A 12,085-nucleotide genomic window follows, 5' to 3' on the forward strand; every position below is an offset into this window, starting at 1 on the left:
CACCCCTATAAGAAAACGTACGTTCTATTAAATTGAATAACAAATGATGGTAATGGGCTAGGCGAACATAGAGAATTTCTTTCAGTCAAATAGAATCTTTGATTAATGGCTCGTCAGGCAATTATCAATCTCCTCCCCCTATCAATTAAGACCTTTCGTGATAAAATAGATTCATATTAAAAACTCATGAGAAAAGGAGTGATTTAGATGGACTTACGTTATCCTATTGGAACGTTTCAATTTGAAGGTGATCCTACAGCTGATGTATTAGAAAAATGGATACAGGAGATTGAAGACCTTCCATTTGAATTAAACGCAACCGTGAAAGATTTAGATGACAAGCAATTAAATACAATATACAGGCCTGGTGGATGGACTGTTCGCCAAGTCGTCCACCATATTGCTGACAGCCACCTTAATAGCTACATGCGGTTTAAGTTAGCCCTCACTGAGAACCATCCAACAATTGCATTATACGATGAAGGAAAATGGGCAGAGCTTCCTGATTCAGACTTAACAATCGACGTTTCCTTAAATCTGATCGAATCACTGCACCATCGATGGGGGTATTTGTTGCGATCACTGACACCGGAGGAGCTAGATAGAACTTTTCATCACCCTGAGACAGGCGCTGTGAAGCTGAGCAAAAATATCGGAATCTATGCTTGGCACGGACGTCATCATGTGGCACATATAACATCACTTCGTCAGCGCTTAGGTTGGTAGACTTAATCTAGGTAAGTCTACTGTGAGGAGAGAATCCAATCACTCTGAAACGAGTCAGTTCAAATAAAACTCCATTAATAGCAGAAAATTCTGATAATAAAATTCAAAAAGCTGAGGGGTGCTCTATTCCCTCAGCTTAAGAACAAAATCAATCCCGCGCATACAAATCTCTCGTATACACCTTTTCCTCGACTTCCTTCAACTCATCGGACAGACGATTCGCCACGATCACATCACAAACATCCTTAAATGCGTCAAAGTCACTGTACACCTTCGAATTATAAAATTCATCCTCAGGGAACGACGGCTCATACACGACAACGTCGACACCCTTCGCCTTAATGCGCTTCATGACGCCTTGAATGGCTGATTGTCTGAAGTTATCGGAATCCATCTTCATCGTCAGACGGTAAATGCCGACGACCTTTGGCTTACGATTTAGAATCATCTCAGCGACGTGATCCTTACGTGTCCGGTTCGCATCAACAATGGCTGCCATAATGTTATTCGGAACGTCCTCATAGTTCGCAAGCAGCTGCTTCGTATCCTTTGGTAAGCAGTAGCCGCCATAGCCGAACGAAGGATTGTTATAGTGCGTCCCAATTCTCGGATCAAGACCGACACCATCAATGATTTGCTGAGTATTCAGACCTCTTACTTCCGCATACGAATCGAGTTCATTAAAGAACGCGACACGCATCGCTAAGTATGTATTGGCAAAGAGCTTAATCGCCTCTGCTTCGGTTGAATCGGTAAAAAGAACATCAATATCCTCTTTAATCGCACCCTCAACTAATAGATTCGCGAACGTCTCAGCACGCTCAGAACGTTCACCAACGACAATACGAGAAGGATATAAGTTGTCATAAAGCGCCTTACCCTCACGTAGAAATTCAGGTGAGAAGATAATATTCTCTGTCTGAAACTTCTCTCTGACAGACTCTGTATAGCCAACAGGAACCGTTGATTTAATGACCATCACCGCATCCTGATTAACCGCCAACACGTTTTGAATAACCGTCTCGACCGTACTCGTATCGAAATAATTTTGATCCGGATCATAGTTCGTTGGCGTTGAGATCAAGACAAAGTCCGCACCTTGAATCGCTTCTTCATTGTTCGTCGTCGCCGTTAAGTTTAACTCCTTCGTCGCAAGAAAATCCTCAATCTCCTGATCAACAATCGGCGAATGACGGTTGTTAATCATATCAACCTTTTCTTGGACAATATCAAGTGCCACAACCTCATTATGCTGAGCAAGTAACACGGCATTTGAGAGACCCACGTATCCAGTACCAGCAATCGTAATTTTCATCTTCGTTTCCACTTCCTTCATCTATTTACTTGTTCACCGCTTCATTCTCTAACGTCTCAGCTAAATAACGTCTCACATCATCACGTAAATCCTCACGCTGTAAGGCAAAGTCCAACGTCGCCTTCAAGAAGCCAAACTTATCACCAACATCATAACGCACGCCAGCAAAGTGATAAGCAAGAACCGCTTGCTCTTCTGTTAACGTATTAATCGCATCCGTTAATTGAATCTCTCCACCTGCACCAGGTGGTAACGTTTCAAGAATATCAAAGATTTCAGGTCGTAGTACATAACGACCCATAATCGCATATTGAGAAGGCGCCTCCTCTGGCTTCGGCTTCTCAACTAACGATTGCGTATGAATGACACCTGACTCAACCTCCTGTCCCTTCGGAGCAATAATCCCGTATTTCGATACATCCTGCTTAGCAACAGGCTGAACCCCAACGACAGACGATTGATAACGATCAAACACCTCCATCAGCTGCTGCAGGCACGGCTTCTCCGATTGAACGATATCATCCCCTAGCAGCACAGCAAACGGCTCATCCCCGATAAATGACTTCGCACATGCAATCGCATGACCAAGGCCTAACGCTTCCTTTTGACGAATGTAATGGATATTCGCCATGTTTGAAATCGACGTCACTTCATCCAGTAAAGCCATCTTCCCTTTCTTCAACAACGTCTCTTCTAGCTCATACGATTTATCAAAATGATCCTCAATCGCCCGCTTGCTTCGGCCACTGACGATAATAATGTCCTCAATACCTGATGCGATCGCTTCTTCTACAATATACTGGATTGTCGGCTTATCGACAATCGGGAGCATTTCCTTCGGCTGTGCCTTCGTCGCTGGTAAAAAACGAGTACCTAATCCCGCAGCTGGAATAATCGCTTTACGAACTTTCATACCACACACTCCTATCTGTAATAATGCCCCTCTTCATAATAGGAGGGCACCAAAAAAGTTCATAAATCAAACTTCTTCAGTGCCCTTCATAATAGAAAAGGGGCTATTAGTTACTTCACATTATAATAGTCTTTGTACCATTCAACAAACTTCTTTAGACCTTCGTCAATAGTCGTAGATGGCTTGAAGCCTGTATCATTCTGAAGCTCATCAATATCTGCATACGTCGCCTTCACATCACCAGGCTGCATCGGCAGAAATTCCTTCTTCGCCTCAATTCCAAGATGCTTCTCTAACGTCTCAATGAAGTCCATGAGCTTCACAGGCTGATTGTTTCCAATGTTGTACACCTTATACGGCGCATAGCTAGAGCTCGCATTCGGCTCCTCACGATTCCAATTCGGATCAGCCTTTGGTGGCTTATCAAGCAAGCGCACAATCCCATCAACGATATCATCAATATACGTGAAATCACGCATCATCTCACCATTGTTAAATACCTTAATCGTCTTACCTTCGACAATGTCCTTCGTAAATGAGAAATACGCCATATCCGGACGCCCCCATGGACCATATACCGTGAAGAAGCGAAGTCCAGTCGTCGGGATGTTATACAAATGACTATACGTATGAGCCATCAGCTCATTCGACTTCTTCGTCGCCGCATACAAGCTAACAGGATGATTCACCTCATCAGAAGTCGAAAACGGCATCTTCACATTCGCCCCGTAGACAGAGCTAGAAGATGCATAGATTAAATGTTTCACCTTATGATGACGGCACGCTTCTAGTATATTCACAAAGCCTACGACATTCGAATCAACGTAAGCATGTGGGTTTTCAAGGCTGTAGCGTACACCGGCTTGAGCGGCGAGGTTGATGACGATGTCGATGTTTTCTTTTTCGAAACAATGATTTAGAGCTTCACGATCAGCTAAGTCTTCTTCGTAAAATGTGAAATTCTCATATTGATTTAGTTCTTTTAAACGGTCTTTTTTTAGTTGGACATCGTAGTAGTCGTTTAGGTTGTCATAGCCAATGACAGAAATACCGTTTTCTAACAAGCGTTTGGATAAGTGAGTGCCGACGAAACCGCCTGCACCTGTTACTAGTATTCTCATCTCTAATCTCCTATCCTTTTCATTAATCATCCACTCTAATTTTTAGTCGTTGTCTAAGTTTTCCTTCTTAAATTATTAATATTTAACAGTTTCGGTGACTATATATCAATTAAATTATTACTTGCCTTTTCAACATTTTAAGTAGTTTCAATGTTTACTAGTTCCAGATTTTATAACTTTCGCAGGTACTCCAGCAACAATTGAATTAGGTGGGACATCCTTTATCACAACACTATTCGCACCAATTATTGAGTTTTCTCCGATCTGTACAGACCCTAAAACCTTAGCTCCTGAAAATATAGTGACATTATCACAAATAATAGGATAATTCCCCTTTTTACTGTCACCTAAATTTTGTCCTCCTAACGTTACCTGTTGATATATAATTACACCTTCTCCTATTTTAACTCCATCTCCAATTACAACCCCACTCATATGTCTAAACTCTAAGTTTTTACCAATTTCCGCTTGTAAACTAATGTATGAACTAAAAGTAGTTGTAATTTTATTTCTTAAAATTTTAGCAAATCTTTTTTTCCCTTTATCATAATACATCTTTGATAACCTGTACAAAAAAATCGCTCTTAGAGATGGGTCTGAGTATAATGATATTAAGGCTTTGAAAATGTTTAATTTCTTCCCTTTAATCACTTCTTCATTTAAAACCTTTTTTAAACTCAAATTAAATTCCCCTTCGCTTATTTATAAATCTATTCATAATTGATTTTATTAAGTTTATATCGCTCTTATTTAGTATAAACATTTCCGAAAATCTAATTTGACTTTTATTTTTGTATGATAAACTAAACAATAATGCTCCCACACTATAGCTAATAGTAGAAGCTATTGCTGCACCATTAATATCATAGCGAGGAATTAGAAGTATATTCAATACAATATTAAGTACAAGCGCAATAACATAAACCCTTAAAGCAAATAATGGATAGCCTCTACCCGCTAAATCAGCGTTTAAAATTTTGAACAACACCATTGCTACTATTCCAGGTAATAAAATTCTTATAACAGATATTGATTCTATAAACTCAACACCATACAAAAATCTTATAAAATATGGTGAGAGAAACCAGAACAAGGCTGAACCTAATATTATTGGAATCCATGAAATTCTTAGTAGTTTAGTTGACCTATTAATTGCATCCAAATCCTTTTTGCTGTTAGCGCTTTTTGAAAATAAAACCATCCCCATTGCTGCAGGAATTTGCCATATTAATTCAGATAACGAAACACCTATTGAATAAATACCAACGTCTGCCGGTGTAGTCATTTTTTCTAGTAACAAGATATCTATCTTATAATTTAAGTTTAGAATGAATAATGCTACTGCATATACTAGTCCTTTACTAATCAATGATTGGGCTATTCCCTTTTGATACTGTATTTTAGGGACAAACTTTCTAATTATAAATATTGAATACATCAAAGTAACCAATGCTACTATTAGATGTATTGTTGCAGCACCATAAATTCCGTAATTTAACAAGACCACAAGAATTAATAGGAATATAAAATTTATAATAAAGTTTAATATGTTTTTTATATTAATCGCATTAATTTGCTGCAATCCTAAAAGCAACCCATTCATATATTTATTCAAAAGCATAAAAGGTATTGATAACAACGGAATACTAATTAGTATCCAACCATATTGCTGTATTGAACCTGTTAAATAATATGCTAAAGCAGCAACCATTGAAAGGCAGGAGGTAATTACCCAAACTACAAGAATTGATCCATAAACATTTGATGGAGTATATATTTTTTTTCCTACATAATATGCAGTGGCTTGCCTAATTCCTAAATCTGCTATACTAACTAATAAATTAGGTATAACAAAAATAGCCGTGACAATACCTTTTCCTTCTGGCCCTAAAAATCTTGCTAAGACTACTGAAATAATAAAGCTGCCAAGTAAAACAATAACTTTTGTACCAATTGAAGAAAAAATATGAAATATTGTACTATTTTTTTTCACTATTACACCTCTAATGGGCTGAATAATTTAGCCTTGCAAAGTAATATCTGCACCTAACAAATTCAATTTCAAATCAATATTTTCATATCCTCTATTTATCTGGGAAATATTACTTACTAAAGTCTCACCCTCAGCTACTAAACCTGCTAATACACAAGCTGCTCCACCACGAAGGTCCGTAGCTCTTACTTCAGCACCCTTTAAAGCTTTACCACCATTAATAATTGCTGTATTACCAAATGAATTAATATCAGCATTAAACTTCTTCAACTCTTCTACATACTGGAATCGATCAGTAAACCTAAGATCAGCTATTGTACTTGTTCCTTTCGCTGCTAATGCGAGAGTTGCAAATAATGGTTGCATATCTGAATTTATTCCAGGATACGGAGCAGTAAATAAATCAAATGTTTTCTTTTCTCCTTTACCAGATACATATAATGAAGTTCCCCACTCAAAAACTTGAACACCAGCTAAATTTAAATAGCGAACATCTTCTTTAATAAAGGAAGTATTAAAATTCGGAATGCAAATTTCCCCACCTGTAACACCAGCTGCGACTGCATACGTAACAGCTTCATCCCATCCTGGCATAACAGATACTTCGACGCCACCAGGGATTGTATCTTGTCCCTCAACAGTTACAACACGATTATTACAAGTTACTTTAACTCCCATTTCATTTAACAAATCCGCCAATTGAATAACTTCTGGTCGTGTATTCGCATTTAGAAGAGTTGTCTTCCCTTTAGAGATTGCTGCTGCAATCATTACATTTTCTGTCCCTGAAGTAGTAGGTAGATAAAACTCAATATCATTACCTATTAACCCTTGAGATGATAAAAATAGTCCTCGCTCATTTTCTTCTATTTTCGCCCCTAACTTTTCCATTCCTAAAATGTGAAGGTCATACTTACGATCCCCAATTTTACATCCACCTGGTAAAGGTAGCTCAATTTCTTCACTAAAAGAAGCTGTTAGACCTAACAAGAGCAATGAATACCTAATTTCACTTGCCCGTTGAGGAGCCACTTTCTTATTTGGAAAATCCCCCCTTTTACAAGAAATCTTCGTTCCTTCTACGGTAACTACTGCTCCTAAATCACTTAAGATTTCTATAAGGATATTGACATCTCTCAAACTAGTAGGTACATTCTTCAAAGTAGTAAACTCATTTCCTAAGCATGCTGCTACAATCATTGGAAGAGCTGCATTTTTAGCACCTGATAGCTGTACCTCACCAAACAATTTTTTATTTCCTTTTATAACAAATTTCTCACTTTGTTTTTGTTTATTATCAACCTTCAACATTTTATCTCCCTCTCATGCTTAGTATTTATAGTTTAATGTTTTCATTATATTTTTTATTGATTAAAAAACTAATTTTACATTGAGTGTCCTTTATAATCTTATACAATATATATACAGAACCTTTAACAGTCCATTTTGAAAATATCCTTTTATACGAACGTCTATTCACCAACACTGACAACCAGATATAGCCAAATCTATATTCAATAATACTCGAACATTTTATTGAATTATACAAATGGTTTTTATATAAATTAAATGTTTGATCAAGCATCCCCATAGAAATTTCACTTTTGTTTGGTGAATGAATAGCATACAGATAATTCTTCAGCTCTTTTTTAGATATAGAAATATTATTTTTCTTATTAAATTTATCCATAATAATGCTATGTCGTTCAATTTTGTTATTTTTACTACTGTTTGTAACACTACCTTCTGTAACTCTGTAGAATAAAAGAGGTCTTTTGATAATTGAAAAATTACAAGAATGTAATAAATCTAACCATTTCATATAATCCTGAGAAACATTAACAGTCTCATCATAAATAGCCTTTTCATTATTTTTAAACATAACAGTCGGGTGCATTAAAGGATTATAAGCTAACATAACTCCTTTAATCTTTTTATCAGTTAATTCTTTATGTTTCATATTAAATTTAACTTCGCCTGATTCTGAACATTCATGTAAATAAACGACTTGAGACGCCAAAATATCGATATTGTTGTTTTCTTGAAAATACTCATATTGTATTTTCAATCGATCTTTAAATGCGATATCATCCGCATCCATCCTGGCAATATATTCTCCTGACGCTAAATTAATTCCTCTATTTAACGCTTTTGTAACTCCTTGATTTTCTTCATTTCTTAATACAATTAACCTATTATCATTAAAGTATTTTACAATTTCCAAACTATTATCAGTAGAACAATCGTCAATTACTATAACCTCAATTTCCTTTAAACTTTGAGATAAAATACTATTAAGACAGGCTCCCACGTACCTTTCTGCATTATATAGTGGAATAACAACACTTACTTTTATACTGTCAGACATACTGTCCCCCTGTATTAGTTAATTTAGAGTTATAATTAACAAATATCATACTAAATAATATAAAAAAGAACATAAAATGTTCAAAACGCAAACTGAACAAATGCGTGGTAAACATACCAGATAATATTATAATGGTTAAAGTTGCATATATTAATGAGGAAAGACTGTTACCTAGCTTTTTATCTAAAATTGCCACTTTGTATACAGTAATTAAAGTCAGAAGTAGAAGTATTAATAAAACTACTAGTCCATAATCAACTAATAATTCGACATAAGTATTGTGGGCTGAGGCACCTACATTCCTCATATAATAATTTCTACCATGACCGAATAATATTTCTAGTAGGTTTGCTTGGTTAAAGATGTATAAGCCATCCCCCCATAGTTGGAAACGACTACTTTCATCTTCTCCTAATTTTATTACTCTTTCTACATAGACCTCTAAATTTAACCCTATAATATTATCCATTAGATTAAAACCTATAATTAAGAAAATTGAAATTGAAATTGAAAGCATTACAAATTTCCTGCTATTTTTGATGAATTTAATTATATTGAATTTATTTAAAGTCAAAAAATAAATTATTATTCCACATGAAGTCGATATTATAGCTCCCTTACTTCCAGTCATGATTAAAGAAACCGTTAATAATATTACTATTAGATAATATATTTTCCTTTTTGTTGACCTGTTCATATTAAAGATACAACTTACAATAGCTATGCCCAGCATATTCCCTAGAACATTAGGGTTACCTAACCACCCGTATAACCTATAATAATTAAATGGCTGATTTTGTTGAAAATCCCAATAGTCAAAATTCAACAAAACTAACCATGCAATTATTGAAGCTATTACCCCCGTGTACATAACAACAATTGATTGAAACTTTACCAGATCTAAAAATGTAAAATTACTATGATAATTAATAAAATATGACATAGCTAATATTAAAGTCATCGCAGTAAAAAATAATATAGGCATTCCCGTACCAAAGTTATCTGGAGACCTTAAAATACTAAAAAGAACAGATGAAAATAAAACTAGTACAAGAAATAGTGATATTAGATCAATCGTAAATTTATAGTTAAATTTATTGATTTCTTTAAAACCTTTCAACCATAATATTATTATACATAATGACATACAAATATATAGAAGACCTACTACAGATGTAGTTGTACTTAGATTATACCCAGGTCTATATGTCAAAAATAACAGAAATAAGAAACATAATAAAAAAATTAACTTATTCATTATTTACACCTTTCTTAAACTTATAAACTGTATAAATAATATTCAAGTAGCCTTTAGTAAGCTTCAGAAAAGCTAGTGGGAACCACATACTGCTTTTTCCATTTGTCTTTTTGGCTTTCGTATACAAGTTATCGATTGCCTGATCTAAGAACTTCGAATTATAATTATTATCAATATACTTTCTCATGTATTCTAAATCTGAAAAACTTTGAGTTTCTATACTAGCTTTAAGTTCATCAATTTTGTCTGATTCCTCAAAATTCCTTCCAGAAAAATTAAACTCTTTTAGCTTATTTATGTTATCTTTAGCTACTATTTTAAATTGGTTATTTTCATTTATTACTATACATACTCTTTTATAATAAATTGCTTCGATTATACCTCTTCCCTTACCCATGACTATATCTGACTGAGCTATATACTTTTTAGGGTTTGAGACATGTCCATGAACAAGCACTAGCTCTGTTCTATATTTCTCATTCAAATCTTTAGCCTTGCTTTTTATATCTACAAAATGTTCTCCATCACCTAAGATATTTAACTTTATATTTACCCCTTCTAAATATAACCTTTCAACTATATCTATACTTAAATTAACACTTTTAATTTTATCATTATCTAGTCTAGAAATAAGGGTTGCTATTTTAATAGAACTTGGTTTTATAATATTATCACTTTGCAACTCTTCAAATTTCATTCTATTTGTGATTACTTTAATATCAGTATCTAAAAAACCCTGCTCTATTAAATCTCTTTTATTTTCATCCGAAAATACTAATATTTCTTCACCTTTCATTAAATCACAAAAATATTCTGGTACTGTTTGTCCAGGAACAGTATATATAGTTTTAATATTTAGAACATCCGCAATAACTTTAGTAAAATATAAATTTTGTAAAGTTATAGCATGAATGATATCTGGTGAATATTTTAATATTTCTTTATAATATTTTAAGAAAATAAAATAATTCTTTATAAAGCTATTCATACTAAACATCGGAAAATCTATAATGTTTTTGATACCTGCTTCTCTATACTTATCTTCGTTTTGATAAAATTCACCTAAAACTAAATAATTGTGCCCTTTTTGTTCAGCTTTGGTGATATATTCTAATAAAGACAAGGGTGCCCCACCACTGAACCTTCTGTTTTTATATAATATTTTCACTTTGAGCCCACCTTATTATTCTTTTTTACATTTTAGGAACTCATTAAAGAATTGTGATCTTCTTATATCCAATATATCTTTTGTATATAATTTTGCATTCTTATAATTTTCCTCTGAGAGAGATTGTTCGTATTCCTGATTTATTATTATATTCTTAACCTTCTCATATAATAAGGTATAGTCACCAGGTGGATGAACACAACTCTTATCTATTAATTCAGGGATCCCACCAGCTGTAGATCCTACCACAGGGCATGCCCTACTCATCGCTTCAATGATAGCCCTTGGTAAACCCTCTTGATAACTTGGCTGTATATATATATCTACCTCGTCTAACCATTGAAAAACAGGCTCTCCTCCTGGAAGTACTCCACAAAACTCCACCGATTCTTCAACTTCAAGTTCTGTTGCAACCTTTAGCCATTCTGTGTTATCTCCATCACCAAGAATTCGGAATGTGAAATTATAGTTATTATTTTTTAATACCTGCATAGCTTTGAGTGCCGTGTCTAACCCTTTTATTTTATTCTTTAAGCTCCCTATCATTCCTATAACGAAATGTTGATTATTGTCTCTAGTTTTATTTAGTCTTTTCTCAAGAACTGACTTCTCTACTTCTTTAATTTCTACATTCGAAATATTAATAGATTTCCCATTTGTTGGATACCTAGTTTGAAGGAATGAGTTCGTTACGTAAATTGAGTATAATGACCTTTTTATATTATTCTGCATTTTCCAAAAGGCAATAGGTGCGTATAACTTGGCTTGAATACTTCCATAGTTCCATAGTGCATCCCAAACACAAGCTACTACTTCAATTACATAAGGTACGTTTAAACTTTTAGCTACTTGAATAGCAAGGTTTCCTATTTCACTTGGTAATCTTGCTATTAATGCGTCTGCTGTGCTTAATTCACTCTTTAATTTCTCAATTGCACTAGCTTTATTTTTAAATTGAGCTAGTGGACCACTTAAATTGGGGATGTTAACAAAACTAGTTTGTTCCAAATCAAAGTTATTGTAACTCTTCCCTTTATCTATTGTTTTAGAATCTAACCTTGCTGTGACTACGACTTCTTCAAAGTATTCTAAGTAGCGTAACCATACTTTATTATTAAAACTACCAGTAGTATATAAATTCCCTTCACTATCTTTTTTAAATATATGGTCATGCGCAAATACTACTTTCATATTCCGCTCGCTCCAAACTTCATTTTATTCTA

At 34.5% G+C, this 12,085-nt stretch carries 11 protein-coding genes; 1 reads left to right on the top strand and 10 read right to left on the bottom strand.

Annotation, left to right across the window (positions count from 1 at the left end; genetic code table 11):
* Nucleotides 1-207: 207 nt before the first annotated feature.
* A complete protein-coding gene (locus ACERJO_RS12640; protein ID WP_373647710.1) occupies nt 208-726 on the top strand; it encodes a YfiT family bacillithiol transferase in 519 nt (172 codons plus the stop codon).
* Between the two features lie 148 nt (nt 727-874).
* Here ACERJO_RS12640 and ACERJO_RS12645 read toward each other — a convergent pair whose 3' ends face one another.
* The 10 genes from ACERJO_RS12645 to ACERJO_RS12690 form a co-directional block, all read right to left on the bottom strand.
* Nucleotides 875-2,041: a nucleotide sugar dehydrogenase gene (locus ACERJO_RS12645; RefSeq protein WP_373647711.1), complete on the bottom strand. Its 1,167-nt coding sequence runs from the start codon at nt 2,039-2,041 to the stop codon at nt 875-877.
* A gap of 25 nt (nt 2,042-2,066) precedes the next feature.
* A complete protein-coding gene (gene galU / locus ACERJO_RS12650; protein WP_247102317.1) occupies nt 2,067-2,954 on the bottom strand; it encodes a UTP--glucose-1-phosphate uridylyltransferase GalU in 888 nt (295 codons plus the stop codon).
* A 110-nt stretch (nt 2,955-3,064) separates the two neighbouring features.
* Nucleotides 3,065-4,075, bottom strand: coding sequence for an NAD-dependent epimerase (locus ACERJO_RS12655; protein WP_373647712.1), 1,011 nt, complete (start codon nt 4,073-4,075; stop codon nt 3,065-3,067).
* 147 nt (nt 4,076-4,222) lie between these two features.
* Nucleotides 4,223-4,756: a serine O-acetyltransferase EpsC gene (gene epsC / locus ACERJO_RS12660; protein WP_373647713.1), complete on the bottom strand. Its 534-nt coding sequence runs from the start codon at nt 4,754-4,756 to the stop codon at nt 4,223-4,225.
* 1 nt (nt 4,757) lies between these two features.
* Nucleotides 4,758-6,068 carry a flippase gene (locus tag ACERJO_RS12665; RefSeq protein WP_373647714.1) on the bottom strand — a complete coding sequence of 437 codons (1,311 nt, stop codon included), beginning with the start codon at nt 6,066-6,068 and terminating at the stop codon, nt 4,758-4,760.
* Nucleotides 6,069-6,095: 27 nt separating this feature from the next.
* A complete protein-coding gene (locus tag ACERJO_RS12670) occupies nt 6,096-7,379 on the bottom strand; it encodes a UDP-N-acetylglucosamine 1-carboxyvinyltransferase (RefSeq protein ID WP_373647715.1) in 1,284 nt (427 codons plus the stop codon).
* Nucleotides 7,380-7,404: 25 nt separating this feature from the next.
* A complete protein-coding gene (locus tag ACERJO_RS12675) occupies nt 7,405-8,436 on the bottom strand; it encodes a glycosyltransferase family 2 protein (RefSeq protein WP_373647717.1) in 1,032 nt (343 codons plus the stop codon).
* Nucleotides 8,429-9,694 (bottom strand): O-antigen ligase family protein, encoded by a 1,266-nt coding sequence (locus ACERJO_RS12680; protein ID WP_373647718.1) that lies wholly within the window; start codon nt 9,692-9,694, stop codon nt 8,429-8,431. The genes ACERJO_RS12675 and ACERJO_RS12680 overlap by 8 nt, the downstream gene beginning before the upstream one ends.
* A complete protein-coding gene (locus ACERJO_RS12685) occupies nt 9,687-10,862 on the bottom strand; it encodes a glycosyltransferase family protein (protein WP_373647719.1) in 1,176 nt (391 codons plus the stop codon). The genes ACERJO_RS12680 and ACERJO_RS12685 overlap by 8 nt, the downstream gene beginning before the upstream one ends.
* Nucleotides 10,863-10,877: 15 nt before the next feature.
* Entirely contained in the window at nt 10,878-12,053 is a 1,176-nt protein-coding gene (locus ACERJO_RS12690; RefSeq protein WP_373647720.1) for a glycosyltransferase, read from the bottom strand.
* Between the last annotated feature and the right edge of the window lie 32 nt (nt 12,054-12,085).

This window comes from Halalkalibacter sp. AB-rgal2 (assembly GCF_041821005.1).
In the GTDB taxonomy this organism is placed as follows: domain Bacteria; phylum Bacillota; class Bacilli; order Bacillales; family Bacillaceae_D; genus Halalkalibacter.

Coding starts and splice junctions, on each gene's coding strand:
- ACERJO_RS12640 (WP_373647710.1), top strand. CDS start 208: ATGGACTTACGTTATCCTATTGGAACGTTTCAATTTGAAGGTGATCCT.
- ACERJO_RS12690 (WP_373647720.1), bottom strand. CDS start 12,053: ATGAAAGTAGTATTTGCGCATGACCATATATTTAAAAAAGATAGTGAA.
- ACERJO_RS12670 (WP_373647715.1), bottom strand. CDS start 7,379: ATGTTGAAGGTTGATAATAAACAAAAACAAAGTGAGAAATTTGTTATA.
- galU (WP_247102317.1), bottom strand. CDS start 2,954: ATGAAAGTTCGTAAAGCGATTATTCCAGCTGCGGGATTAGGTACTCGT.
- ACERJO_RS12645 (WP_373647711.1), bottom strand. CDS start 2,041: ATGAAAATTACGATTGCTGGTACTGGATACGTGGGTCTCTCAAATGCC.
- ACERJO_RS12680 (WP_373647718.1), bottom strand. CDS start 9,694: ATGAATAAGTTAATTTTTTTATTATGTTTCTTATTTCTGTTATTTTTG.
- ACERJO_RS12675 (WP_373647717.1), bottom strand. CDS start 8,436: ATGTCTGACAGTATAAAAGTAAGTGTTGTTATTCCACTATATAATGCA.
- ACERJO_RS12655 (WP_373647712.1), bottom strand. CDS start 4,075: ATGAGAATACTAGTAACAGGTGCAGGCGGTTTCGTCGGCACTCACTTA.